This is a genomic window from Kitasatospora sp. NPDC056446 (assembly GCF_042796115.1).
GTDB lineage: Bacteria > Actinomycetota > Actinomycetes > Streptomycetales > Streptomycetaceae > Kitasatospora.
Window position 1 is genome coordinate 1 of record NZ_JBHTRF010000074.1, and the last position, 24,652, is coordinate 24,652.

Annotated in this window: 22 protein-coding genes and 1 tRNA gene; 17 read left to right on the forward strand and 6 right to left on the reverse strand. The window is 72.4% G+C overall.

Going from position 1 to position 24,652, the window contains the following annotated elements; translation table 11 throughout:
* Positions 1-56: 56 nt before the first annotated feature.
* The gene (locus tag ACFQ6N_RS32230; protein ID WP_380656825.1) at positions 57-1,706 is read right to left on the reverse strand and encodes an APC family permease; all 1,650 of its coding nucleotides are present in this window, start codon (positions 1,704-1,706) and stop codon (positions 57-59) included.
* Positions 1,707-2,004: 298 nt separating this feature from the next.
* Positions 2,005-2,089, reverse strand: a tRNA-Leu gene (locus ACFQ6N_RS32235).
* A gap of 393 nt (positions 2,090-2,482) precedes the next feature.
* Between ACFQ6N_RS32235 and ACFQ6N_RS32240 the strand changes: the two genes are divergently transcribed.
* Positions 2,483-3,076 (forward strand): ATP-binding protein, encoded by a 594-nt coding sequence (locus tag ACFQ6N_RS32240; RefSeq protein WP_380656828.1) that lies wholly within the window; start codon positions 2,483-2,485, stop codon positions 3,074-3,076.
* A gap of 103 nt (positions 3,077-3,179) precedes the next feature.
* On the opposite strand, the gene idi is transcribed toward ACFQ6N_RS32240, so the two are convergent.
* On the reverse strand, positions 3,180-3,827 hold the full coding sequence (gene idi / locus ACFQ6N_RS32245; protein WP_380656831.1) for an isopentenyl-diphosphate Delta-isomerase: 648 nt from the start codon (positions 3,825-3,827) through the stop codon (positions 3,180-3,182).
* A gap of 554 nt (positions 3,828-4,381) precedes the next feature.
* Here idi and ACFQ6N_RS32250 point away from each other — a divergent pair.
* The 15 genes from ACFQ6N_RS32250 to ACFQ6N_RS32320 all read left to right on the forward strand — a co-directional run bounded on the left by ACFQ6N_RS32250 (position 4,382) and on the right by ACFQ6N_RS32320 (position 21,974).
* Positions 4,382-5,137 (forward strand): sugar phosphate nucleotidyltransferase, encoded by a 756-nt coding sequence (locus ACFQ6N_RS32250; RefSeq protein ID WP_380656835.1) that lies wholly within the window; start codon positions 4,382-4,384, stop codon positions 5,135-5,137.
* Positions 5,125-6,186, forward strand: a complete 1,062-nt coding sequence (locus ACFQ6N_RS32255; RefSeq protein WP_380656838.1) for an iron-containing alcohol dehydrogenase family protein — start codon at positions 5,125-5,127, stop codon at positions 6,184-6,186. The genes ACFQ6N_RS32250 and ACFQ6N_RS32255 overlap by 13 nt, the downstream gene beginning before the upstream one ends.
* A 91-nt stretch (positions 6,187-6,277) precedes the next feature.
* Positions 6,278-7,015, forward strand: coding sequence for a CDP-alcohol phosphatidyltransferase family protein (locus tag ACFQ6N_RS32260; RefSeq protein ID WP_380656914.1), 738 nt, complete (start codon positions 6,278-6,280; stop codon positions 7,013-7,015).
* Complete coding sequence (locus ACFQ6N_RS32265) at positions 7,012-7,911, forward strand: glycosyltransferase family 2 protein (protein WP_380656841.1); 900 nt, start codon at positions 7,012-7,014, stop codon at positions 7,909-7,911. The genes ACFQ6N_RS32260 and ACFQ6N_RS32265 overlap by 4 nt, the downstream gene beginning before the upstream one ends.
* Positions 7,912-8,052: 141 nt before the next feature.
* A complete protein-coding gene (locus ACFQ6N_RS32270; protein ID WP_380656844.1) occupies positions 8,053-8,994 on the forward strand; it encodes an ABC transporter permease in 942 nt (313 codons plus the stop codon).
* A complete protein-coding gene (locus tag ACFQ6N_RS32275) occupies positions 8,987-9,796 on the forward strand; it encodes an ABC transporter ATP-binding protein (protein WP_380656847.1) in 810 nt (269 codons plus the stop codon). The genes ACFQ6N_RS32270 and ACFQ6N_RS32275 overlap by 8 nt, the downstream gene beginning before the upstream one ends.
* A gap of 281 nt (positions 9,797-10,077) precedes the next feature.
* On the forward strand, positions 10,078-11,025 hold the full coding sequence (hpnC, locus tag ACFQ6N_RS32280; protein WP_380656850.1) for a squalene synthase HpnC: 948 nt from the start codon (positions 10,078-10,080) through the stop codon (positions 11,023-11,025).
* A 41-nt stretch (positions 11,026-11,066) separates the two neighbouring features.
* A complete protein-coding gene (gene hpnD / locus ACFQ6N_RS32285; RefSeq protein ID WP_380656916.1) occupies positions 11,067-11,924 on the forward strand; it encodes a presqualene diphosphate synthase HpnD in 858 nt (285 codons plus the stop codon).
* Positions 11,925-12,051: 127 nt separating this feature from the next.
* Complete coding sequence (gene hpnE, locus ACFQ6N_RS32290; RefSeq protein WP_380656853.1) at positions 12,052-13,485, forward strand: hydroxysqualene dehydroxylase HpnE; 1,434 nt, start codon at positions 12,052-12,054, stop codon at positions 13,483-13,485.
* A gap of 194 nt (positions 13,486-13,679) precedes the next feature.
* Positions 13,680-14,768, forward strand: coding sequence for a polyprenyl synthetase family protein (locus tag ACFQ6N_RS32295; protein ID WP_380656855.1), 1,089 nt, complete (start codon positions 13,680-13,682; stop codon positions 14,766-14,768).
* Between the two features lie 127 nt (positions 14,769-14,895).
* Complete coding sequence (gene shc / locus ACFQ6N_RS32300) at positions 14,896-16,854, forward strand: squalene--hopene cyclase (protein WP_380656919.1); 1,959 nt, start codon at positions 14,896-14,898, stop codon at positions 16,852-16,854.
* On the forward strand, positions 16,851-17,531 hold the full coding sequence (locus ACFQ6N_RS32305) for a 1-hydroxy-2-methyl-2-butenyl 4-diphosphate reductase (RefSeq protein WP_380656857.1): 681 nt from the start codon (positions 16,851-16,853) through the stop codon (positions 17,529-17,531). Before shc ends, ACFQ6N_RS32305 begins: the two co-directional genes overlap by 4 nt.
* A 2-nt stretch (positions 17,532-17,533) precedes the next feature.
* On the forward strand, positions 17,534-18,562 hold the full coding sequence (hpnH, locus tag ACFQ6N_RS32310) for an adenosyl-hopene transferase HpnH (RefSeq protein WP_380656859.1): 1,029 nt from the start codon (positions 17,534-17,536) through the stop codon (positions 18,560-18,562).
* Positions 18,563-18,673: 111 nt separating this feature from the next.
* Positions 18,674-20,584 carry a 1-deoxy-D-xylulose-5-phosphate synthase gene (dxs, locus tag ACFQ6N_RS32315; protein ID WP_380656862.1) on the forward strand — a complete coding sequence of 637 codons (1,911 nt, stop codon included), beginning with the start codon at positions 18,674-18,676 and terminating at the stop codon, positions 20,582-20,584.
* Positions 20,574-21,974 carry an aspartate aminotransferase family protein gene (locus ACFQ6N_RS32320; protein ID WP_380656865.1) on the forward strand — a complete coding sequence of 467 codons (1,401 nt, stop codon included), beginning with the start codon at positions 20,574-20,576 and terminating at the stop codon, positions 21,972-21,974. Before dxs ends, ACFQ6N_RS32320 begins: the two co-directional genes overlap by 11 nt.
* Before the next feature lie 152 nt (positions 21,975-22,126).
* Here ACFQ6N_RS32320 and ACFQ6N_RS32325 read toward each other — a convergent pair whose 3' ends face one another.
* Entirely contained in the window at positions 22,127-22,399 is a 273-nt protein-coding gene (locus tag ACFQ6N_RS32325) for a DUF6343 family protein (protein WP_380656867.1), read from the reverse strand.
* Between the two features lie 75 nt (positions 22,400-22,474).
* Here ACFQ6N_RS32325 and ACFQ6N_RS32330 point away from each other — a divergent pair, with 75 nt between their 5' ends.
* Positions 22,475-22,693, forward strand: a complete 219-nt coding sequence (locus ACFQ6N_RS32330) for an I78 family peptidase inhibitor (protein ID WP_380656870.1) — start codon at positions 22,475-22,477, stop codon at positions 22,691-22,693.
* A gap of 64 nt (positions 22,694-22,757) precedes the next feature.
* Here the strand turns inward: ACFQ6N_RS32330 and ACFQ6N_RS32335 are convergent, their stop codons facing one another.
* Both ACFQ6N_RS32335 and fabG read right to left on the reverse strand, forming a co-directional pair.
* On the reverse strand, positions 22,758-23,606 hold the full coding sequence (locus ACFQ6N_RS32335) for a phosphatase PAP2 family protein (RefSeq protein ID WP_380656873.1): 849 nt from the start codon (positions 23,604-23,606) through the stop codon (positions 22,758-22,760).
* 231 nt (positions 23,607-23,837) lie between these two features.
* A complete protein-coding gene (fabG, locus tag ACFQ6N_RS32340; RefSeq protein ID WP_380656876.1) occupies positions 23,838-24,605 on the reverse strand; it encodes a 3-oxoacyl-ACP reductase FabG in 768 nt (255 codons plus the stop codon).
* Positions 24,606-24,652 lie beyond the last annotated feature (47 nt).

Here is a 24,652-nt window from a genome sequence, read left to right on the forward strand (position 1 = left end):
GACACAGGGAGTACCGACCGGCCCTTCGGCGCGGACGCGGGTTCAGACCGGCGGGATCAGACCCGCGAGGGCTCGCCCGCCTCGGCGGGGGCCGGAGCGGCCGCCTCGTCCGCCAGTTCCTGCCGGACGGCGGCCAGCGAGGGGTTGGCCCAGGCGCTGGCGACGCCCCAGTAGTAGAACGCGAGCGCGATCGCGGCCACGATCAGCAGGTCCCAGCCCTCGGGCAGGTAGCCGTGCCCGCCGAAGTCGCTGCTGCCCGCCCAGGAGACACCGGCCATCACGAACAGGTAGGCGACCATCCAGGCGCCCGCCTTGAGGTGCGGCTTCAGCTCGGCGAACGACTTGCGCAGCTCGTACCAGGCCCAGATCGGCAGACCGGCGGCCATCAGCAGGATGACCTTGCCGGTGAGCGGCCAGCGGGCCCAGTACAGCACCAGCGAGCCGAAGACCATCGCGACCGGGGCGATGACCGGCATGGCCCGGAGCCGGACCGGGCGGTTCAGGTCGGGGGCGAGGCGGCGCAGCGCCATCACGGCGACCGGGCCGGTGATGTACGAGATCACGGTGGCCACCGAGACGATCTCGGCCAGCGAGCCCCAGCCGCGGAAGACCGCGAGGAACAGGAAGGCGACCACCAGGTTGAGCACCAGCGCGGGGCGCGGGATGCCGGTCTTGGCGTCGACCCTGCCGAAGATCTTCGGGAGGTGGCCGTTCTCCTGCACGCCGTGGATCATGCGCGAGGTGGTGGCGGCGTAGATCATGCCGGTGCCGGACGGCGAGACGAAGGCGTCCGCGTACAGCACGATCGCGAGCCAGTTGATGCCCCAGGCGATGGCCAGGTCGGCCAGCGGCGAGGTGTAGGAGAGGCTGCTCCAGCCGTTCGACAGGTCGGCGGCGGGGATGGCGCCGAGGAAGGCGATCTGCAGCGCGACGTAGATCACCAGGGCGATCAGGATCGAGCCGATGACGGCCTTCGGCAGCGACTTGCCGGGGTTGCGGGCCTCGCCGGCCAGGTTGAGCGGGGACTGGAAGCCGTTGAACGCCCAGACGATGCCGGAGACCGCGACGGCGGTGAACACCGCGCTCCAGCCGTTCGGCGCGAAGCCGCCGTGGTCGGTGAAGTGGGAGGTGTCGAAGTGCGCGAGGAGCAGCGCACCGGCGGTCAGCGTCGGCACGACGACCTTGAAGACGGTGATCGCCGTGTTGGTCTTGGCGAACAGCGTGATCGCGAACCAGTTCAGGGCGAAGTAGACCAGGAGCAGCACACTGGCGAGCGCCACGCCGCTGAGGGTCAGCTCCTTGCCGTCGTACAGCCCCTTCGCCCAGTCGAAGTGCCAGGAGCTCATGTACTGGACGGAGGCGGTGGCCTCGCCGGGGATGACCGAGACGATGGCGATCCAGTTGGCCCAGGCGGCCAGGTAGCCGGCCAGCGAGCCGTGCGAGTACTGGCCGTACCGGACCATGCCGCCGGCCTTGGGGAACATCGAGCCCAGCTCGCTGTAGGTCAGCGCGATGGTGAGCGCCACCGCGGCGCCGATCACCCAGGCCAGGATCGAGGCCGGTCCGGCGAGCCTGGCGGCCCGCTCGGCACCGAAGAGCCACCCGGATCCGATGATCGATCCCAGCCCGACCGCGGTCAGGCTGATGGTGCCGAGCGATCGGCGGTAGTTCTGGTGTGATGCCGTCGGCGCTTCGGGCTCACTCAACGTATCGGTCCTCTCGCTCGGGGTTCATCGGGTGGTGTCGGTGTTTTTGAGATTTTGCGTCGCTATTCCGGACAAACGCACAGCAGCTTATGGTCCGAAAACGGGCGAATACCTCAGGGGAAGCTCAAACCGTTCGATCGTTGCCATCTCGTGTCCGCTTTCCGGACCGGTGGGCCCGCGCGGAGAGACCGGCGCCACACCGCCACGGGGGGTGGGGGTGCGGGGGACGGTCGAAAACCGGCCGGGAAAAAGGAAATTCCCCGCGGGTTCCTTTCGGATCCCACGGGGAAATCTTTTGTGTCCGAGGGGGGACTTGAACCCCCACGCCCGATAAAGGGCACTAGCACCTCAAGCTAGCGCGTCTGCCATTCCGCCACCCGGACAGGGTGTGTGCTTCGGGGGTTTTTCTCTCGCCCCCTCGGCGACAGAGAGAACATTACCAGGGTTCTGGAGTGCTTCTCACCTGCGTTTCCTCGGGTCCGCGCCGGGCCCGCCCCCCGCCGGGCCCGCCCATGGCCGTCCCGCCCCCGCCGCCCCGTCGGCCCCGCCCGGCCGCCCTGCCGGGCCTTCCCGGGCCGTCCCCGGGCCGGCAGAGGTTGGTACGGCTGGTGAACGCGCTCGAACCCCGCCCGAAGCGGTGGCGACCGCGAAGGAACCGGTCGACTCCACCACCGCTCGCGATCGGTTCCGGCCGGAAACGGTCCGACACGGGCAACTTGTCGACGGTGCCACAGCCGCCGCAGCCGCTCTCCTAGCCTCTGTGGACCGAGGGCGCCATGAGCGGATCGCCTGATTCCCGGGTCGCGGACGAAGGGCGGCTGGACGTGGAGCAGATCAGCGGGACGGCGGAGGCCGAACCGAGACGCGGCAGGCCGGGGGACGAGCCGGGCGAGGACGCCGGGCCCGACGGCCCGACAGGCGGTTGTCCGCCCGGAGGCCCGGCCGAGGGCGTGTGGCGCTTCCCGGTGCCCGCCACGGAAGCCTCGGTGCCGCGCACCAGGCACGCGGTGCGCGACCGGCTGCTGGCCCAGGGCATGGGCGGGGTGCGCTACCAGGAGCTGGTGGACGACCTGCTGCTGATCGTCTCGGAGCTGGTGAGCAACGCGGTGACGCACGCGGCCGAGCTGTCGCCGGAGGTGGTCACCGAGCTGTCGGTGCGCGGCGGCTGGGTGCGGGTGTCGGTCGAGGACGGCGACCCGTACCGGCCGAAGGCGCTGGAGAGCGACACCGGGCGCACCGGCGGGCGCGGCCTGCTGCTGGTGAAGAGCGTCACATTGCAGGCCGGCGGGGTGTGCGACGTCGAGCGGACGGGGGAGGGCGGCAAGGTCATCTGGGCCTCGCTGCCCGTCCCCCCGGAGCCCGATCGCTGACCGGGCGGCAGGCCCGGCCGGAGACGGCACCCGGGCGACCGAAGACGGTACCCGGGCGGCCGGAACGACCGGAGCGGCCCGAGCGGCCGGAACGGCGCACCGGCTACCAGTCCCGCCCGGCGATCTCCCGGATCCCCGGCAGCGCGGCCTCGAACACCGTCTCGAACCAGACGGAGAACGGCCGCTCGGCCCGCAGCTCCCGCAGCTCCTGCGCGGTCACGAAGGCGTAGTCGTCCACCTCGTCCGGGTTCGGTTCGACCGGTGCCGTGGCCAGCCCCACGAAGAGGTGGTTCCACTCCCGCTCGATCAGCCCGGAGGCCTCGTCGGGCAGGTCGTAGCGGACGGTGCCGGCCTCGCAGAGCAGGGCCGGGGCGATGCCGAGCTCCTCCGTGGTGCGCCGGGCGGCGGCGACGAAGGGCGCCTCGTCCGGGTACGGGTGGCCGCAGCAGGTGTTCGACCAGACGCCGGGGGAGTGGTACTTGCCGAGGGCCCGGCGCTGGAGCAGCAGGCGGCCCTGGCGGTCGAAGAGGAACACCGAGAAGGCGCGGTGCAGCCGGCCCGGCTGCTGGTGGGCCCAGTGCTTCTCGGCGGTGCCGATCGTGACGCCCTCGTCGTCGACCAGTTCCAGGAGGATCTCGGCACCGGGGGCCGAACCGGCCTGTGGTGCGGTCGTCACATCGGCCTCGACGTCGAGGCCGGTGTCGATCTCGGCGTCGAAGTGCGTCTGGTCGGTCGGCGGACTCTGCGGCATGGGGCCTCTTTCCGGGAGCGGGAGCAACGGGAGCATCGGGTGCGTCCGGCGCACCGGGCGGCGCGCGGCGGACGCAGCGGGGGCACCGGCGCCGGCGTCGGGCTCCAGTCTGCCGTATGGGTGGCACCGGGTTGGGGTCCCACGCACAACCGGGCGGATCATGACCCGGAGGAGTCGAAAACCGTGCAGAGACGGGTCAGAGAAGCGCCCGTAAGGGTCACGATCGTCGCAGAACCGTTCGACGGGCGTTCGGGGACCGTTCGACGCTCCGGGCGACCCGGCCCGACCGCCCGCGTGAGCGCCCGCGCGGGCCCCGGCCCGACCGCCCGCGTGAACCGGGTGTCGAGCGCCGGCCACCTCTCCGTCACCGCCCCGTCTCCGGGCGCGTTCGGGCAGGTCGCCCAAGTCGCCTACCATCACATACGACACGGTGCCCGGATCCGTGCCGGCACCGGCGCGCCGCTGCCCGGTCCGGTCGCACACCGGTCCGGCGAAGCAGCGCCCGCCCTTCGGCACGGCCCGCGCGCACAGCACGACGGATCAGGAGACCCCGCATGATCGGCCTCGTTCTGGCAGCCGGCGCCGGCCGCCGGCTGCGCCCGTACACCGACACCCTGCCCAAGGCACTGGTGCCGGTCGACGGGGAGCGGACCGTCCTGGACCTCACCCTCGGCAACTTCGCCGAGGTCGGTCTGCGGGACGCCGCGATCGTCGTCGGCTACCGCAAGGAGGCGGTGTACGACCGCAAGGACGCCCTGGAGAGCAAGTACGGCGTCAAGCTCCACCTGGTCGAGAACGACAAGGCCGAGGAGTGGAACAACGCGTACTCGCTCTGGTGCGCCCGCGAGCTGTTCTCCGAGGGCCTGCTGCTGGCCAACGGCGACACCGTCCACCCCGTCTCGGTCCAGCGCACCATGCTGGAGGGCAACCGGCGCCTGGCCGAGGCCGGCACCGCCCCCGGCATCCTGCTGGCCCTCGACACGGTGAAGAAGCTCGCCGACGAGGAGATGAAGGTCGTCGTCGACCCGGCCGCCGGCATGCGCCGCATCACCAAGCTGATGGACCCGTCCGAGGCCAGCGGCGAGTACATCGGCGTCACGGTGATCAACCCGTCCGCGGCCGCCGACCTGACCGACGCGCTGCGCGCCACCTACGAGCGCGACCCGCAGCTGTACTACGAGGACGGCTACCAGGAGATGGTCAACCGCGGCCTGCGGATCGACGTGCAGCCGATCGGCGAGGTCTCCTGGGTCGAGGTCGACAACCACGACGACCTGGCGAAGGCGCGGGAGATCGCGTGCCAGTACTGACCCGACTGGTCCCGTCGCCGCTGTTCGTGGAGATCCGCTCGGGCGCGCTGGACGCGCTCGGCGGGATCCTCGCGGACCAGCGGCTGTCGGCCTCGGGCCGGATCGCGGTGGCGATCAGCAACGGCTCCGGCGCGGCGATGCGCCGGCGCCTGGAGCCGGCCCTGCCCGGTGCCGACTGGTACAACGTCGACGACGGCAGCCTGGACAGCGCGGTGAGCCTGGCCGAGTCGATGCGCGGCGGCCACTACGACGCGATCGTCGGCCTCGGCGGCGGGAAGATCATCGACGCCGCCAAGTACGCCGCCGCCCGGGTCGGCCTGCCGCTGGTCGCGGTCGCCACCAACCTGGCCCACGACGGCATCTGCTCCCCGGTCTCGACCCTGGACAACGACGCCGGCCGGGGCTCCTACGGGGTGCCCAGCCCGATCGGCATCATCGTCGACCTGGACGTGATCCGGCAGGCCCCGCAGCGCTTCGTGGCGGCCGGCATCGGTGACGTCGTCTCCAACATCTCGGCCTGCGCGGACTGGGAGTTGTCGCACGCGGTCACCGGCGAGCCGGTGGACGGACTGGCCGTCGCGATGGCCCGCTCGGCGGGCGAGAACCTGCTGCGGCACCCAGGGAACACTCAGGATCAGGACCTCCTGACGGCCCTCGCCGAGGCCCTGGTACTGTCCGGCATCGCGATGAACATCGCGGGCAGCACCCGGCCTTCCTCGGGCGCCTGCCACGAGATCTCGCATGCCCTTGACGTGCTGTATCCCAAGCGGTCCGCCCAGCACGGCGAACAGGTCGGCCTCGGTGCCGCGTTCGCCAGCTTCCTGCGGGGCGAGCGCGAGCTGACCGGTCTGATCGTGGAGCGCCTGGCGAGCCACGGGCTGCCGGTGACCGCCGCTCAGATCGGCTTCACCGAAGCGGAGTTCACCGAAGCGGTGCACTACGCTCCGAACACCCGCCCGGGGCGCTTCACCATCCTTGAACACCTCGACCTCTCCCCCTCCGCTATCAGGGACGCGTACGCCGACTATGTCCAAGCCGTCAACAGCTGACCCCTCCACCACGGGCGCCGAACGGCCCCCGGTGGACCTGACCCGCCGCCCCTCGATCGAGGAGCTGCGCGCGGTGATCCACCCGGAGGGCATGCTCCAGCGCCGCAGCGCCGAGCACTGGGCCGGGCGCCTGTACATGCGGAGGATCTCGCTGCGGATCACCCGCGTGCTCTCCACCATGACGGCGATCACGCCCAACGGCCTGACGTACCTGATGATGGTCACCGGCATCCTGGCCGGTGCCGCGCTGGTGGTGCCGGGCATCGGCGGCGCGGTCCTGGGCGCCGTGCTGATCCAGCTCTACCTGCTGCTGGACTGCGTGGACGGCGAGGTGGCCCGCTGGCGCCGGCAGACCTCGCTCACCGGCGTCTACCTGGACCGGGTCGGCCACTACATGTCCGAGGCGGCGCTGCTGACCGGGCTCGGCCTGCGCGCCACCGACCTGCTGCACCGCGAGGGCGGCGGCTCGCACTGGGAGTGGGCCTTCCTCGGCACGCTGGCCGCGCTGGGCGCGATCCTGATCAAGTCCGAGACGGACCTGGTGGACGTGGCCCGGGCCCGCAGCGGCCTGACGGCCGTCGAGGACAGCGCCTCGGTGCCGCGCTCGTCCACCGTCGCCAAGGCCCGCCGGGCGGCGTCCCTGCTGAAGTTCCACCGTCTGGTCGGGGCGGTCGAGGCCTCGCTGTTCATCCTCGCGGCGGGGATCGCCGACGCGGTGCACGGCGGCCTGTTCTTCACCCGCCTCGCGGTGGTCGTCCTGGCGGCGATCGCGATGCTGCAGACCGTGCTGCACCTGCTGAGCATCGTCCTGTCGAGCAGGCTGCGATGAGCGCGCCCACCACCGCGGAGGACTTCCGCCTCGGCGCCGTGATCATCACCATGGGCAACCGGCCCGCCGAGCTCAACGCCCTGATCGAGTCCGTCCGCGCCCAGGAGGGCCCCGCGGTCGAGCTGGCCGTGGTCGCCAACGGCGCCCCGCTGCCCCCGCTGCCGGAGGGCGTGCGCAGTGTGGAGCTGCCGGAGAACCTCGGCATCCCCGGCGGCCGCAACGTCGGCATCGAGCTGTTCGGCCGGGACGGCGCGGAGGTGGACGCGGTCCTCTTCCTGGACGACGACGGCCGGCTGCCGCGCACCGACTCGGCCCGGCTGCTGCGCGAGGCCTTCGCCGCCGACCCGGAGCTGGGCATCGTCTCCTTCCGGATCGCCGACCCGGACACCGGGGCCACCCAGCGCCGGCACGTCCCCCGGCTGCGCGCCAGCGACCCGCTGCGCTCGTCCCGGGTGACCACCTTCCTGGGCGGCGCGAGCGCGGTGCGCTGCAAGGTGTTCGAGGGGGCCGGCCAGCTGCCCGCCGAGTTCTTCTACGCCCACGAGGAGACCGACCTCGCGTGGCGCGCGGCGGACGCGGGCTGGGCGATCGACTACCGGGCGGACGTGGTGCTGCACCACCCCACGACCTCGCCCGCCCGTCACGCCACCTACTTCCACAACGTGGCCCGCAACCGGGTCTGGCTCGCGAGGCGGAACCTTCCGGCCCTGTTGGTGCCTCTCTATCTGGGAACCTGGTTCCTGCTCACCCTGGCCCGCCGCCCCTCGCCCGAGGCGCTGAAGGCCTGGTGGGGCGGATTCCGGGCGGGTTGGCGCGAACCCTGCGGTCCGCGACGGCCCATGCGATGGCGTACCGTTTGGCAACTGACCAGGCTGGGCCGACCACCGATCATCTGATCTGATCGAATGATCGATCGCCGCGGCCGGTGACCACACACCGGCCGGCTCCCCCGAGATCCCAGTGGATCCCCCTCGGCGCAAGGCCGGCGGACCCCGCCGACCGGCCGCGCCCCGACCGATCCCGCGTGAAGGACGAATGTGTCGACAGTGAGTGAACCCGTCAACCTCTCGACCCCGAGGGGGGTGGACGCGGGCCTGACCGCCAAGCAGCTTGCGGACAAGTACGGCCTGTCGGTGAGCGGCGCCCGGCCGGGTCTGTTCGCCTACACCAAGCAGCTCTGGGCCCGGCGCTACTTCATCTGGGCCTTCGCCACCGCCCGCCTGGTGGCCCAGTACACCGACGCCAAGCTCGGTCAGCTCTGGCAGGTCGTGACCCCGCTGCTCAACTGCGCGGTCTTCTACCTGGTCTTCGGCATCATCCTGCAGAGCAAGAACGGGTTCCCGCCGGACACCTACATCGCCTGGCTCTGCATCGGCGTCTTCGTCTTCCAGTTCACCCAGAACGCGGTGCAGTCCGGCACCCGGGCGATCTCCGACAACCTCGGCCTGATCCGTGCGCTGCACTTCCCCCGCGCCAGCCTCCCGATCGCCTTCACCGTGATCCAGCTCCAGCAGCTGCTGATCTCGATGGTGGTGCTCGTCGTCACCGTGCTGGCCAGCGGCATCACCCCGGGCAAGACCTGGCTGCTGATCGTCCCGGCGCTGTTCCTGCAGACCATGTTCAACACCGGCATCTCCCTGGTGATGGCCCGGATCGGCGCCAAGACCAGTGACATCTCCCAGCTGATCCCGTTCGTGATGCGGGCCTGGATGTTCCTGTCCGGCGTGATGTTCAGCATCCAGGACAAGATCCAGACCTGGCCGCACTACATCCAGACGCTGATGGCCCTCAACCCGGCGTCGGTGTACATGGACCTGCTCCGGCACGCCTTCGCGCCGATCATCTACAACAAGCACCAGCCCGTCCACCAGTCGCTTCCGCCGCACCAGTGGGTGTACGGCATCAGCTGGGCGGTCGGCATGTTCGTCATCGGATACGTCTTCTTCTGGAAGGCCGAGGAGGAGTACGGCCGTGGCTGACGTCGACGTGAGCAAGACCGACATCGTCCGGGACACCGAGGTGGCCCGCGAGCCCACCGTCGTCGTCGACGACGTGCACATCGTCTACCGGGTGCACGGCGCCGGCTCCGGCAAGGGCAGCGCGACCTCGGCGATCAGCCGGATCATCAGCCGCAAGCGCGCGTCCGGCGTGCGCGAGGTGCACGCGGTGAAGGGCATCAGCTTCACCGCGTACAAGGGCGAGGCGATCGGCCTGATCGGCTCCAACGGCTCCGGCAAGTCGACCATGCTGGCCGCCATCGCGGGCCTGCTGCCGACCGAGAAGGGCGGCATCTACACCAACGGCCAGCCCTCGCTGCTGGGTGTCAACGCCGCACTGATGAACGAGCTCACCGGCGAGCGCAACGTCATCCTGGGCTGCCTGGCGATGGGGATGACCCCGGCCCAGGTGAAGGCCCGCTACCAGGAGATCGTCGAGTTCTCCGGCATCAACGACAAGGGCGACTTCATCTCCCTGCCGATGCGCACCTACTCCTCCGGCATGGGCGCCCGTCTGCGCTTCTCGATCGCCGCCGCGAAGACCCACGACGTGCTGCTGATCGACGAGGCGCTCGCCACCGGCGACCAGGCCTTCCAGCAGCGCAGCAAGCGCCGCATCGACGAACTGCGCGGGTCCGCCGGTACGGTCTTCCTGGTCAGCCACGACAACAACTCGATCCGCGAGGTCTGCGAGCGGACCATCTGGATCGAGGCCGGCGAGCTGGTCATGGACGGTCCCACCGACGAGGTCGTCGGCCGCTACGAGCGCGGCGAACGCCCGTAGCACCCCGCCAGGGCCGGTTCCGGAACCTCCGGGACCGGCCCTGCCGCTTGCCCGCGCGGTTACCCCGGGTGGCCGCCGCCGCGGGGGTGAGCACCCCGGTCGGCGGGCGGGGCGGTCTTCTCCGGCGCGGCTCGCGGTGTCAGGCTGGTGGGCGCGTGGGCGGTGTGCCGGACGGGGCGCCCGCGCTCGGACGCGTGTCCGAGTCGGACCGGTGGTACCCAGCGGTGTAGAACGGGGGAGTGACAGCAGTGTCGGCTTCGGCCCAGCCCAGTGATACGCCGGTGAACCGTTCCGCAGGTCGGACCCTGGAGAAGGCGGGCGCCGAGAACTTCCCGGTCGCCCCGTTCTTCCTGCCCGCGGCGTGGCGCGGCGACCTGATGGCGGTGTACGGCTTCGCCCGTCTGGTCGACGACGCCGGCGACGGGGACCTCGCCGACCCGGCCACCACCGCCCGCCTGCTCGGGGTCGGGCAGGCACCCCCGGCCACCCCTTCGGACCAGTCCGGCCCGCCCACCGCGCGGGAGACCGCCTTCCGGCTCGCCCTGCTCGACGGACTGGAGCACGACCTCGACCGGGTGTTCGAGACCGCGCTGCACCCCTCGGCCGCGGACGGCCCCCGCCACCCGCTGATGCGGGCCCTGGTCCCGCTGGTCGACCGGCACGGCCTGACCCCCGAGCCGTTCCGCCGTCTGATCGAGGCCAACCGGGTGGACCAGACCACCGCCCGCTACGCCACCTACGAGGACCTGATCGGCTACTGCACGCTCTCCGCGGACCCGGTCGGCCGCCTCGTCCTGGCCATCGCGGGCGTCTCCACCCCCGAGCGGATCGAGCTGTCCGACGCGATCTGCAGCGGCCTCCAGGTCGTCGAACACCTCCAGGACGTCGCCGAGGACCTCGCCCGGGGCCGGATCTACCTCCCGGCCGAGGACCTCGAACGCTTCGGCGTCACCGAACAGGACCTCGCCGCCCCCTCCGCCGACGGCGCCGTCCGGGAGCTGATCGCCTTCGAAGCGGAGCGGGCCCGCACCCTGCTCGATCACGGCGCACCATTGGTAGGTACGGTTCGGGGGAGGCTCCGACTGCTCCTGGCGGGATTCACCGCCGGCGGCTACGCGGCCCTGGCGGCCGTCGAGGACGCCGGGTACGACGTACTCGCCCGGCAGGCGAAGCCCGACAAGCGCCGCCTCGCAGCGAAGGCGGCGGCAATCTTCGCGAAGGGAAGGTGAACGCCCGCGTGGCGGCATCACCACTGGCGTCGGCCCAGGTCATGGCGGCGTACCGGTACTGCGAGGCAGTCACCGGCCTACAGGCGCGCAACTTCAGCTACGGCATCCGCCTGCTGCCCGAGCCCAAGCGGCTGGCCATGTCGGCCCTGTACGCCCTGGCCCGCCGGGTGGACGACATCGGCGACGGCGACCTCCCGGCCGACCGCAAGGCCGAGGCGCTGCTGCGCACCCGGGAACTGGTGGACGAGGTCCGCTCCGGGGTGGTCGCCGAGGACGACACCGACCCGATCAAGGTCGCCCTGGCCGACGCGGCCCGGCGCTTCCCGATCCCGCTCGGCGGCTTCGACGAACTGATCGACGGCGTCGAGATGGACCTCAAGGGCGCCGAGTACCAGACGTACGAGGAGCTGAAGGTCTACTGCCGCTGCGTGGCGGGTGCGATCGGCCGCCTCTCGCTGGGCGTCTACGGCTGCGACGACCCCGAGCGCGGGGCGGACTACGCGGACACCCTGGGCCTGGCGCTCCAGCTCACCAACATCCTGCGCGACCTGCGCGAGGACGCCCTGACCGGCCGCACCTACCTGCCCACCGAGGACCTGGCCCGGTTCGGCTGCGAGCAGGGCTTCGCCCTGCCCAAGCCGCCGGTCGGCGCGGACTTCACCGGCCTGGTCTCCTTCGAGGCCGCGCGCGCCCAGGCCGCCTTCGAGGAGGGCCTGCGGCTGCTGCCGATGCTCGACCGCCGCAGCCGCGCCTGCACCGCCGCGATGGCCGGGATCTACCACCGGCTGCTCGGCCGGATCGCCGCCGACCCCGAGTCGGTCCTGCGCGGCCGGGTCTCGCTGCCGGGCTGGGAGAAGGCGTACGTGGCGCTTTCCGGGCTCGCCGGGGGGCGTTCTTGATTCTCGCGACAGTTCTGTCACGCTGTGTCAGCGGGGAATCACGTGCGGGTAGTTCCGTGTTGACCGAACGAGTACCGGCTTCAGTGACCGCCTCCGGGCGGTCCAGCGACTGCAAGGGGGAGGGCCGATGACCGGGCGAGCCGATGCCGCGCGCCCGGCCGCCGTCGTGGTCGGCGGCGGTCTGGCCGGAATCACCGCGGCGCTGCGCCTGGCCGAGGCGGGCCACCGGGTCACCCTCGCCGAGGGGCGGCCCCGGCTCGGCGGCCTCGCCTTCTCGTTCAAGCGCGGCGACCTGACCGTGGACAACGGCCAGCACGTCTACCTGCGCTGCTGCACCGCCTACCGAGGCCTGCTGGAGCGGCTCGGCGCCACCCGGCTGGTCCACCAGCAGGACCGCCTGGACGTCCCGGTGCTCTCCGTCACCGGCACCGCGGCCGCCCCGGTGCGCACCCTCGGGCGGCTCCGGCGGGCCGGCCTGCCCGTCCCCCTGCACCTGGCCGCCAGCCTGGCCCGCTACCCGCACCTGTCCCCGGCCGACCGCGCCCGGGTGGTCCGCGGCGCGCTCGCCCTGAAGGGCCTGGACCTCGCCGACCCGGCGCTGGACCGGATCTCCTTCGGCGAGTGGCTGCGCCGCAACGGACAGAACGCCGCCACCCAGGCGGCCCTGTGGGACCTGGTCGGCGTCGCCACCCTGAACGCCCGGGCCGACCAGGTGTCGATGGCGCTCGCGGCCAAGGTCTTCCAGACCGGCCTGCTCTCCGACCCGGGAGCGGCCGACATCGGCATCGCCGCCGCCCCGCTCGGCGCGATCCACCACGACTGGGCGCTCGCCGAACTGGAGCGCGCCGGGGTCACGGTGCTGCTGCGCGCCCGGGTGGCGGAGCTCAAGCCGGCCTCGCCGCAGCACGCGGTGCGCCTGGAGGACGGGCGGCTGCTGACCGCCGACACCGTCGTCCTGGCCGGCGCCCAGGACAGCGCGGCGGCCCTGCTGCCGCCCAACGCGATCCCGGAGCAGGAGCGGCTGGCCGACCTCGGCATGTCGCCGATCCTCAACGTGCACGTGATCTACGACCGCAAGGTGCTGCGCCGGCCGTTCTTCGCCGCGCTCGGCTCCCCGGTCCAGTGGGTCTTCGACCGCACGGCGCACTCCGGCCTGGCCGCCACCGAGCTCGGCCGGGCCCACCCGGGCTCCCAGTACCTGGCGCTCTCGCAGTCCGCCGTGCAGGACGAGATCGACCTGCCGGTCGCCGAACTGCGCGAGCGCTACCTCCCCGAGCTGGGCCGGCTGCTGCCGGCCGCCGCCGGGGCCGAGGTGCTCGACTTCTTCGTCACCCGCGAGCGCACCGCGACCTTCGACCCGGCCCCGGGCAGCGGGGCACTGCGCCCCCCGGCCCGCACCGGGGTCCCCGGCCTGCTGCTGGCCGGCTCGTGGACGGCCACCGGCTGGCCCGCGACCATGGAGGGCGCCGTGCGCAGCGGCCACGCCGCCGCCGACGCCGCGCTCGCCGAGACCGGCACCCGGGTGCCGGTGGACGGCGGCGACGGGAGGTGGCCCCGGTGACGGCGGGCCCCGCTGCCGGAGAGCCCGCCAGAGCCGACGGGCGTACCGTCGAGCGCACCGGCGGAATCGGTCGGACCGGCCGCACCGACACCGTCGGCACCGGCGCCACCGGCACCACTCGAATCGACACCAGCCGTAGCGACGGCATCCGGCCGCCCCGTGCGGTCCGGCACCACGAGGGAGAGGGAACGCACGTGGAGTCACGCACCGGCTTCGCCGTCGGAGGCACGGCGCACGCCGAACCGGTCTCGGTGCCGGAGCTGCTCGCCCGCAGCCGTACGCTCTGCACCCCGCCGCTACGGGCCGCCGTCGCCCGTTTGGCCGCACCGATGGACACCGTCGCGGCCTACCACTTCGGCTGGATCGACCGGGACGGCACCCCGGCCGCGGGGGACGGCGGCAAGGCCGTGCGCCCCGCGCTGGCGCTGCTGTCCGCCCAGGCCACCGGTGCGGGGCCGGAGGCGGGGGTGCCCGGCGGGGTCGCCGTTGAACTGGTGCACAACTTTTCCCTCCTCCATGATGATCTGATGGACGGTGACGAGACCCGACGGCACCGGGCCACCGCCTGGACGGTCTTCGGTCCGGCCCAGGCGATCCTGGTCGGCGACGCCCTGGCGACGCTCGGCACGGAGGTGCTGCTCGACGCCGCGGTGACCGGCGGCGCGAGCCCCACCGACGCCGCCCGCGCCGTCCGGCTGCTGACCACGGCGACCCGCAGGCTGATCGACGGCCAGGCCAGGGACGTCGCCTTCGAACAGCGCGACAGCGTGACCGTCGCGGAGTGCCTGGAGATGGAGGGTGGCAAGACGGCGGCACTGCTGGCCGCCGCCTCGGCGATCGGCGCGGTCCTGGCCGGGGCCGACGACAAGGTCTCCGACTCCCTCCAGCGCTACGGCCACCACCTGGGACTGGCCTTCCAGGCGGTGGACGACCTGCTCGGCATCTGGGGCGCCACCGAGGTCACCGGCAAGCCGCACTGGGGCGACCTGCGCCAGCGCAAGAAGTCCCTGCCGGTCGCCGCCGCACTCGCCGAGGGCGGCCCGGCCTCGCGCCGGCTCGCCGAACAGCTGGCCGACCCGAAGGGACGCGGCGAGGAGGGCGAGCCCGAGCTCGCCGCCCGGGCCGCGCTCATCGAGGAGGCCGGCGGCCGGGCCTGGACCCAGGAGGAGGCCCGCCGCCAGCACACGACTGCCCTCGCCGCCCTGGACGAGGTGCCCATGACCGACGAGGTGCGCGAGCACTTCGTCGCACTCGCCGAATTCGTGGTGGTACGAGAGAGGTGACGTTACGTTGACAGCAACCGCGGACGGCCGGCTCGACCCTGAGTACGATTCCGAGCCGGTCGCGGTGGGCGACCGCCCCCCGGCCCTGCTGGGCACGGGGCGGTGGCAGCCCGAGGACGCCGACCGGCTGCCGGCCGGCGAAGCGGACCACGGACCGGCCGACGCGCGGGAGGCCCTGGCCCGCGCCACCACCCACCTGCTCTCGCTGCAGTCCTCCGAGGGCTGGTGGAAGGGTGACCTGGAGACCAACGTCACCATGGACGCCGAGGATTTACTGCTCCGCCAGTTCCTCGGGATCCGCACCGAGGAGCAGACGAACGCCACCGCCGAGTGGATCCGCTCCCAGCAGCGTGAGGACGGCACCTGGGCCACCTTCCACGGCGGACCGCCCGAACTCTCCACCACCGTCGAGGCGTACGTCGCGCTCAAACTGGCCGGCGACGACCCGAACGCCCCGCACATGCTGGCCGCCGCGCGGTACGTCCGCTCCGCGGGCGGCATCGCGGCCGCCCGGGTGTTCACCCGGATCTGGCTGGCCCTGTTCGGCTGGTGGCCCTGGGCGCGGCTGCCCGAGATGCCGCCCGAGATCATCTTCCTGCCCAAGTGGCTGCCGCTGAACATCTACGCCTTCGGCTGCTGGGCCCGTCAGACCATCGTCCCGCTGACCGTCGTCTCGGCGCACCGGCCCGTCCGCCCGGCGCCGTTCCCGCTCACCGAGCTGCACACCGACCCGGACGACCCCTGCCCCGAACGGCCGCTCGCCCCCGCCACCTCCTGGGACGGCATGTTCGAGCGCCTCGACAAGGCGCTGCACGCCTACCACCGCCGGGCCTTCCGCCCGCTGCGTCGGCTCGCCGTCTCCCAGGCCTGCCGCTGGATCATCGAACGCCAGGAGGCCGACGGCTGCTGGGGCGGCATCCAGCCGCCCGCCGTCTACTCGCTGATCGCCCTGCACCTGGAGGGCTACGAGCTGGAACACCCGGTGATGCAGGCCGGACTCTCCTCCTTCGACCGCTTCACCGTGCACACCGAGGACGGCAAGCGCTGGATGGAGGCCTGCCAGTCCCCGGTCTGGGACACCTGCCTGGCCACCATCGCGCTGGCCGACGGCGGGGTCCCCGCCGACCACCCGGCGCTGGTCTCCGCCGTCGACTGGATGCTCGGCGAGGAGATCCGCAAGCGCGGCGACTGGTCCGTCCAGCGCCCCGGCCTCCCGGCCGGCGGGTGGGCCTTCGAGTTCGAGAACGACACCTACCCCGACATCGACGACACCGCCGAAGTCGTCCTGGCACTGCGCCGGGTGGCCCACCCCGACCCGGCCAAGGTCGGCGCGGCGGTGGACCGGGGCGTGCTGTGGAACCTCGGCATGCAGTCCAAGAACGGCGCCTGGGCCGCCTTCGACGTCGACAACACCAGCACGCTGCCCAACAAGCTGCCGTTCTGCGACTTCGGCGAGGTCGTCGACCCGCCGTCCGCCGACGTCACCGCCCACGTGGTCGAGATGCTCGCGGAAACCGGCCGCGCCCGCGACCCCCGCACCCGGCGCGGCATCGAATGGCTGCTGCGCAACCAGGAGGCCGACGGCTCCTGGTTCGGCCGCTGGGGCACCAACTACATCTACGGCACCGGCTCGGTGCTGCCCGCGCTCGTCGCGGCCGGCGTCCCCGACGAGCACCCGGCGATCCGCCGGGCGGTGCGCTGGCTGGAGGACCGGCAGAACGCCGACGGCGGCTGGGGCGAGGACATGCGCTCCTACGACGACCCGGCGCGCTGGGCCGGGCGCGGCGACTCCACCGCCTCGCAGACCGCCTGGGCGCTGATGGCGCTGCTCGCGGCCGACGAGGGCCCGCAGGGCCGCGCCAACCCGGCGGTGGAACGCGGCGTGGACTGGCTGGTGCGCACCCAACTGCCCGAGGGCACCTGGGACGAGCCGCAGTTCACCGGCACCGGCTTCCCGTGGGACTTCTCCATCAACTACCACTTGTACCGGCTCGTCTTCCCGGTCACCGCGCTCGGCCGCTACGTCCACGGCTCCCCGGGCATGGCGACGCCGGGCGGCACCCCGACCACCAGGGCGGCCCGGTGACCACCGCCCCCCTGCTGGTGCTCTGCGCCCTGGGCCCCGAGGTCTGGGCCCTGCGCGGCGGCGACTGGCGCGGCTCGCCCGGCGGCTCCCCGGTGCTGGTACGCACCGGGGTCGGCCGACGGCGCGCCTCAGTGGCCGTCCGCCGGCTGCTCGGCTCCGCCCCCGGCGGCTACGGCGCGGTCGTCGTGGCCGGGTTCGGTGCCGCGCTCGGCCCGGGCGTGCTGCCCGGCGACGTCGTCGCGGCGGACGGCGTCCGGGACGCCGAGGGCCACCTGTACCCCGTCGGCTCCGGGTCGGAGCTCACCCGGGCGCTGAAGGGCCGCGGCCTGACCGTCCACACCGGGGTCCACCACACCGCCGACCACGTGGTGCGCGGCATCGAGCGGCGGGCACTGCACCTCCAGGGCGCGCTCGCCGTCGACATGGAGGCCGCCGCCGTCCTGGCCGCGCTGCGCGAGGTGCGGCCGGCGCTGCCCGCCGCTGTCCTGCGGGTGGTGGTCGACACCCCCGAGCGGGAACTGCTGCGGCCGGGCACCCTCCCGGCCGGGGTGCGCGCCTGGCGGACCCTGCGGGCGACCGTACCGGCGCTGGTCGACTGGTACCGGCAGGAGAGCGCGCCCCGCCCCGCAGACCTGAACCACCCCACATCCTCGACGCTCCCCCAGGAGGCGAGCTAGCCATGGCCATGCCGTTGCGCCAGACCGTGCGGGTCGGCACCTACCTCATGCAGCAGAAGCTCCTCAAGCGACGGGACAAGTTCCCGCTGATCGTCGAGCTGGAACCGCTCTTCGCCTGCAACCTCGCCTGCGAGGGCTGCGGCAAGATCCAGCACCCGGCGGGGGTCCTGAAGCAGCGGATGCCCGTCGCCCAGGCGGTCGGCGCGGTCCTGGAGTCGGGCGCCCCGATGGTCTCGATCGCCGGCGGCGAGCCGCTGATGCACCCGCAGATCGACGAGATCGTCCGCCAGCTGGTCGAGCACCGCAAGTACGTCTTCCTCTGCACCAACGCGCTGCTGATGCGCAAGAAGATGGACAAGTTCACGCCCTCGCCGTACTTCACCTTCGCCGTGCACATCGACGGCATGCGCGAGCGGCACGACGAGTCGGTGGCCAAGGAGGGCACCTTCGACGAGGCCATCGCCGCGATCAAGGAAGCCAAGCGGCGCGGCTTCCGCGTCACCACCAACAGCACCTTCTTCAACACCGACACCCCGCAGACCGTCATCGAGGTGCTCGACTACCTCAACGACGAGGTGAAGGTGGACGAGATGATGATCTCGCCCGCCTACGCCTACGAGAAGGCCCCCGACCAGGAGCACTTCCTCGGCGTCGAACAGACCCGGGAGCTCTTCCGAAAGGCCTTCGCGGGCGGCAACCGGCAGCGCTGGCGCCTCAACCACAGCCCGCTCTTCCTGGACTTCCTGGAGGGCAAGGCCGACTTCGAGTGCACCCCCTGGGGCATCCCCAACTACTCGCTGTTCGGCTGGCAGCGGCCCTGCTACCTGATGGCCGACGGCTACGTGCCGACCTACCGGGAGCTGGTCGAGAAGACCGACTGGAGCAAGTACGGCCGCGGCCGGGACCCGCGCTGCGCCAACTGCATGGCCCACTGCGGCTACGAGCCGACGGCCGTCCTCGCGACCATGGGCTCGCTGCAGCAGTCGCTGCGCGCCATCACCGAGACCGTCAGCGCCAACAGGAAGCGCTGAAACGGCAGCCGACCGCCAGGTCGGCACCACGGCCCGGGCCCCGTGCCCGGGCCGGCTCCGCCCCGCCGGGCGGAGGCACCACCGCACCGCTCCGAGTCGTGAGGTGTACCCATGTCACTGCTCTCCCGCGTCACGTCGCCGGCCGAGCTGCGCAAGCTCCCGGCGGCCGAACTCCCGCTGCTCGCCGACGAGATCCGCGACTTCCTGATCGACGCCGTCACCCGGACCGGCGGACACCTCGGGCCCAACCTCGGCGTGGTGGAGCTCACCATCGCGCTGCACCGGGTCTTCGACTCGCCGTACGACCGGATCGTCTTCGACACCGGCCACCAGAGCTACGTCCACAAACTCCTCACCGGCCGCCAGGACTTCACCCGCCTGCGGATGCGCGGAGGGCTCTCCGGCTACCCCTCGCGCGCCGAGTCCGAGCACGACCTGGTCGAGAACTCGCACGCCTCCACCGCGCTCTCGTACGCCGACGGCCTCGCCAAGGCCGCCCGGCTGCTCGGCCAGCACGACCGGCACACCGTCGCCGTGATCGGCGACGGCGCGCTCACCGGCGGACTCGCCTGGGAGGCGCTCAACAACATCGCCGAGGCCCGCGACCGGCCGCTGGTCATCGTCGTCAACGACAACGAGCGCTCCTACGCCCGCACCATCGGCGGCCTCGCCAACCACCTCGCCACCCTGCGCACCACCCAGGGCTACGAGCGGTTCCTCGCCCTCGGCAAGGAGGCGCTGCAGCGCACCCCGCTGGTGGGCCAGCCGATCTTCGACGCGCTGCACGGCGCCAAGAAGGGGTTCAAGGACGCCTTCGCCCCGCAGGGCATGTTCGAGGACCTCGGCCTCAAGTACCTCGGGCCGATCGACGGCCACGACCTTGGCGCGGTCGAACAGGCGCTGCGCCAGGCCCGCAACTTCGGCGGGCCGGTCATCGTGCACTGCCTGACCGTCAAGGGGCGCGGCTACCGGCCCGCCGAGCAGGACGAGGCCGACCGCTTCCACGCCGTCAACCCGATCGACCCGTACACCTGCCTGCCGATCTCGCCGAGCAGCGGCGTCTCCTGGACCTCGGTGTTCGGCGACGAGCTGGTCACCCTCGGGGCCGAGCGGCCGGACCTGGTCGCGATCACCGCGGCCATGCTCCAGCCGGTCGGACTGGCGCCCTTCGCCAAGGCGTACCCGGCACGGACCTTCGACGTCGGGATCGCCGAGCAGCACGCCGTCACCAGCGCGGCGGGGCTGGCGACCGGCGGGCTGCACCCGGTGGTCGCGGTGTACGCGACGTTCCTGAACCGGGCCTTCGACCAGGTCCTGATGGACGTCGCCCTGCACCGGCTCGGCGTCACCTTCGTCCTCGACCGCTCCGGGGTGACCGGGCCGGACGGCGCCTCGCACAACGGCATGTGGGACATGTCGATCCTCCAGGTCGTCCCGCGGCTGCGGCTCGCCGCCCCGCGCGACGCCGACCAGCTGCGGCTCCAACTGCGCGAGGCCGTCGACGTCGGGGACGCGCCCACGGTCGTGCGCTTCCCGAAGGGGAACGTCGGGCCCGCCGTACCGGCCGTCGAGCGGATCGGCGGGGTGGACGTGCTGCTGCGCACCGGGCGCCCGGCCGAGATCCTGCTGGTCGCCGTCGGCACCACCGCCGCCGCCTGCCTGGACGCCGCACGGCTGCTGCTCGCCGAGGGGTTCACCGCGACCGTGGTCGACCCGCGCTGGGTCAAACCGGTCGACCCGGCGCTGCCCGGACTCGCCGCCGCACACCGGCTGGTGGTCACCGTCGAGGACAACGGCCGTACCGGCGGGGTCGGTTCGGCGATCGCCCAGGCGCTGCGCGACGCCGACGTGGACGTACCGGTCCGGGTACTCGGCCTGCCGCAGGAGTTCCTCGGACACGCCTCGCGCGGGGAGATCCTGGAGGAGGCCGGGCTCTCCGGGACCGGGGTCGCCGCCCAGACCGCCGTCTTCGCCAAGAACCTGCTGCCGACCCGAGGAGCGAACCCGCGCCATGCCGGCTGAACCCGACCGCCCCGCCTTCGACCTCGCCGCGCTCCTCGCCGAACGCGGGCGGGAACGCTACGAGTTGAGCAGCCGGTACCTCAACCCGCAGCTGTCCCGGATGCTCCACACCATCGGCTTCGACAAGTACTACGAGCGTGCCGAGGGGCCGTACTTCTACGACGCCGAGGGCAACGAGTACCTCGACATGCTGGCCGGCTTCGGCATCTTCGCGCTCGGCCGCCACCACCCGGTGGTCCGCTCGGCGATCCACCAGGTGATGGACCTGGACCTGCCGGACCTGGTCCGCTTCGACTGCTCGCCGCTGCCCGGCCTGCTGGCCGAACGGCTGCTCTCCCACGCGCCCGGGCTCGACCGGGTGTTCTTCGGCAACAGCGGCACCGAGGCGGTGGAGACCGCGCTCAAGTTCGCCCGGTACGCCACCGGGCGCCGGCGGATCCTCTACGCCGACCACGCCTTCCACGGGCTGACCACCGGCTCGCTCTCGGTCAACGGGGAGAACGGCTTCCGCAAGGGCTTCGACCCGCTGCTGCCCGACACCGCCATCCCGCTCGGCGACCTCGGGGCGCTGGCGAAGGAGCTGAAGCGCGGCGACGTCGCGGCGCTGATCGTCGAACCGATCCAGGGCAAGGGCGTCCAGGCACCGCCGCCGGGCTGGCTGCGCGCCGCCCAGGCGCTGCTGCACGAGCACCGGGCGCTGCTGATCTGCGACGAGGTGCAGACCGGGATCGGCCGCACCGGCGAGTTCTTCGCCTACCAGCACGAGGACGGGGTGCTGCCGGACCTGGTCTGCGCGGCCAAGGCGCTCTCCGGCGGGTACGTCCCGGTAGGCGCGACGCTCGGCAAGGGCTGGATCTTCGAGAAGGTGTACTCCTCGATGGACCGGGTGCTGGTGCACTCGGCCAGCTTCGGGTCGAACGCCCAGGCGATGGCGGCCGGGCTGGCGACCCTGGAGGTGATGCGGAACGAGAAGGTGGTGGAGAACGCCCGCACGGTCGGCGACCAGTTCCGCGAACGGCTCACGGCGCTCGTCGACCGGTACGAGCTGCTCGCCGAGGTGCGCGGACGCGGGCTGATGATCGGCATCGAGTTCGGGCGCCCCAAGTCGCTCAAGCTGCGCACCGGGTGGACGGCGTTGCAGGCCGCGCGCAAGGGGCTGTTCGCCCAGATGGTGGTGGTCCCGCTGTTGCAGCGGCACCGGATCCTGACCCAGGTGTCCGGGGACCATCTGGAGGTGATCAAGCTGATTCCGCCGCTGATCATCACCGAGCGGGACGTGGACCGGTTCATGGACGCCTTCACCGACATCATGGACGAGGCGCACCGGGGGAGCGGGCTGATGTGGGACTTCGGGCGGACGCTGGTGAAGCAGGCGGTCGGCAGTCGTTGAACGCGGGAGCCATTGAGTACGGGAGTCATTGAGCGCGGCAGCCATTGAGCGCTGCAGTCATTGAGCGCGGCAGCCGTTGAGCGCGGGAGGCGCGGGAACCGGGGAGTGGGAAGTCGGCCGGGCCGACTTCCCACTCCGTGGGAGACACCGCGTCAGAGCTCGGTCCGGCGGCGCCGGACGACCACCACGAGATCGACGACGGCGAACAGGGAGAGCAGGCCGCAGGCGACGGCGAAACCGGTGAGGGTGCCCCGGCTGGGCGCACCGTCCACGGGGGAGACCGCCGCCCAGACCGCGAACCCCGCCGTGGCCAGCACGAACAGCGGCGTGAACGTGAGCGAGAGCAGATAGCGGAGCTTGAGGTCGCTGCGGGCGGTGGCCGGCTCGGTGCCGCTTCGCCACCGCCGCGGAGTCGTGGTGCGCATGCCGTTCACCTCCGGACCGCACGGGTCGGGCTACGATTCCAGCGTACGTCCGAGGGGCTAGCCGGGGGAGGCGCGATGTCGGGATCGGACGCGATGGGGCCGGGTGCGGCGGGGGCCGACGCCGAGGGGTACGCGGGGTTGCGGGTCGAGCGGGCCCGGGAACTGGCCCGGCGGCACGGCTGGGCCTCGGTCCGGGTGCTGGAGCCGGGGGAGCTGATGACCATGGAGTACCGGCAGGGGCGGCTCAACCTCGCGGTGCGGGACGGTGTGGTCGAGCGGAGCTGGGAGGGGTAGGGCCGCTTCGGCGGGCCGGGCTGCCCGGTGGCCCATGGCCCGGTGGGGCCGGAGCGGCGGTGGCTCAGTAGGGGAGGGGCCGGCGGGCGAAGCGGCGGTGGAGCCGCTGTTCGGCGGCGGCGACCAGGGGTTCCCACAGCGGCAGCGAGAGCAGGACGAGCAGTCCGGCGGCCCAGCCGGCCAGGACGTCGGTGACCCAGTGGGTGCCCAGGTAGACCGTGGTCAGGCCGATCGAGCAGGCCGTCGCGGCGGCGATCACGGCGCCGGTGCGTCGCCAGCGGACGGCGAGGTAGGCGAGCACGCCCCAGGTCACGACCGCGTTCGCGGTGTGGCCGGACGGGAAGATGGTGCCGCCGGAGAACAGCTCGGGCGAACCGACGTACTGGGCGTAGTGCGGGCCGAGCCGGCCGGTGACGATCTTGACCGCCCCGACCGTGACGTTGAGCAACAGCAGCGCGATGCCCATGACCAGCAGCGGACGCATCCGGTCGAGCCGGTGGGCGCGCCAGGCGAGCCAGGCGAAGGCGGCGATCGCCGAGGGCCCGCGTTGTCCGGCGACCACCCAGGTGTCGAGCAGCGGCTCCAGCCGGGGCCAGCGCTCGTACGGGCGGAGCAGGCGGACCGACCAGTCGAGGTCGACCAGGGCGGTGTTGAGCAGGACGCCGGCCAGCACCAGCAGGTAGCCGGCCAGGGTGGCGGCGAGCAGGGCGGCCTGCCGCCGGCTCATCGGTGGCCAGCCGGGGTCGCGGTGGTCGGGACCGGGCCGGTCGGGGCGGTCCCGGTGGGCGTACCGGTCCCGGCGGGTGGGGCCGACGGGGCCGCGGGCGCTGCCGGGGCGTCCCCGGCCGGTGGTGGCGGTGCGGTGTTCGGGCCCCTGTCGCGGAATGGAAGCGGAGGTAATCCTGGATTGCACGGAGTGACCTTACCCATCCGGGCAGGGCTATTCCGGTGGTAATTGTCATTTTCCCGGGAAATCGACAATCAGGTCGGCCGGGGGTGGCTCGGGGAGTGATTTCCACTAATCCGGGATCGAAAACCAGTGTGGTCTTCGAATGATTCTCCAAAAGCCCCGGTAAAGGAAACGGAGCGGGAGGCCGGTCGGCCCGGCTTCCCACTCCGTGGTAACCCTGTGTAGGTTCCGTGCTCAGTCGAGGGGGCCGCCCGCGACGTAGACGACCTGGCCGGACACGAAGCCGGCGCCCTCGCTCGCCAGGAACGAGATGGTGTGGGCGACGTCCTCAGGCTGACCGACCCGCTGGACCGGGATCTGCGAGGCCGCGGCCCGCTTGAAGTCTTCGAAGTCCATGCCGACTCGGGCCGCGGTGGCCGCCGTCATGTCCGTCGCGATGAAGCCGGGGGCGACGGCGTTGGCGGTGATGCCGAACTTGCCCAGCTCGATGGCCAAAGTCTTGGTGAAGCCCTGGAGGCCCGCCTTGGCGGTCGAGTAGTTGGCCTGGCCGCGGTTGCCCTGGGCCGAGGAGGACGACAGGTTGACGATGCGGCCGAAACCGGCGTCGACCATGTGCTTCTGCACCGCGCGGGTCATCAGGAAGGCGCCGCGGAGGTGAACGTTCATGACCGTGTCCCAGTCGGACTCGGACATCTTGAAGAGCAGGTTGTCGCGGAGTACGCCCGCGTTGTTGACCAGCACGACGGGGGCGCCGAGCTCGGCGGCCACCCGGTCGACGGCGGCCTGGACCTGCTCGGCGTCCGAGACGTCGGCGCCGACGGCCAGGGCCCGGCCGCCGGCCGCGGTGATCCGGTCGACGGTGTCCTTGCCTGCCGCCTCGTCCAGGTCCAGGACGGCGACCGCGTAGCCGTCGGCGGCCAGGCGGACGGCGGTGGCGGCGCCCAGGCCGCGGGCGGCGCCGGTGACGACGGCGACCCGGGGCGCGGTGTTCTGCTCGGTCATGCGCGCTCTCGTCTCTCTCGGGGGGTTGCCTCCGGGGGAGAGCCCCC